This is a genomic window from Roseburia sp. AM23-20 (genome assembly GCF_003470905.1).
GTDB lineage: Bacteria > Bacillota > Clostridia > Lachnospirales > Lachnospiraceae > Roseburia > Roseburia rectibacter.
Genome location: NZ_QRHS01000055.1, coordinates 1 through 895, shown reverse-complemented (window position 1 = coordinate 895; position 895 = coordinate 1). Strand labels below are relative to the sequence as shown.

The 895-nt window shown below is 41.8% G+C and carries 1 protein-coding gene and 2 tRNA genes; all 3 read right to left on the bottom strand.

All coding sequences use genetic code 11. The features are described 5' to 3' along the window. A partial coding sequence (locus DW650_RS19870) for a hypothetical protein (RefSeq protein ID WP_207662853.1) occupies positions 1-412 on the bottom strand: 412 nt, incomplete at its 3' end. A gap of 213 nt (positions 413-625) precedes the next feature. Next, a tRNA-Ala gene (locus tag DW650_RS19130) sits at positions 626-698 on the bottom strand. 36 nt (positions 699-734) lie between these two features. After that, a tRNA-Ile gene (locus DW650_RS19125) sits at positions 735-808 on the bottom strand. Positions 809-895 lie beyond the last annotated feature (87 nt).

The following is an 895-nucleotide window of genomic DNA, read 5'->3' as shown; positions in this document are numbered from 1 at the left end:
TTATGGATTGGCGTATGGATGACTGGAGTTCGTCCAGCCGGGTTTCCCCATTCAGATATCTGCGGCTCAATGGATATTTGCTCCTCCCCGCAGCTTTTCGCAGCTTATCACGTCTTTCTTCGGCTCTTAGTGCCAAGGCATCCACCCTGCGCTCTTTCTTGCTTGACCTCTTATTTAGCTGTATTTCATAGCGTTGAAATACAGGGTCTTGCGTTTTTAAAACGCGTTTGGTAAATTTCTTTACCGTTTTGTTATTGGTTTGCAAACTTTCGTTTTGTAAACTATGTTTGCTATTCTCGGATGTCTTGATAAAAAATCTTTTATCAATCTCTGTATGATGCGTTGAAATACAGGGTCTTGCGTTTTTAAAACGCGTTTGGTAAATTTCTTTACCGTTTGTTATTGGTTGCAAACTTTCGTTTTTTAACTATGTTTGCTATTCTCGGATGTCTTGATAAAAAATCTTTTATCAATCTCTGTATGAAGTTTTCAAGGTACTATAGTCTCTGCTTCGCAGAGCCATTAGCATTCCGCGCAATGGCGTTCATGCGATGCCATTTTACACTTCGTAAGAAATGTTTCATGACTTTCTGTCACTTTACATTGTATAATGCTTTGTGACGAATGGAGATGGAGAGATTCGAACTCTTGACCCCCTGCTTGCAAGGCAGGTGCTCTCCCAACTGAGCTACACCCCCATTTGGTAATGGCAATATTATTTAATTGTTTACCAATGGGCTTAAGTGGACTCGAACCACCGACCTCACGCTTATCAGGCGTGCGCTCTAACCGGCTGAGCTATAAGCCCAATTAAAATAGTTATATTTTAATTTGTGATCTGGCAGCCACCTGCTTTCCCATACCGTCTCCAGTATAGTATCATCGGCCGTCTGGG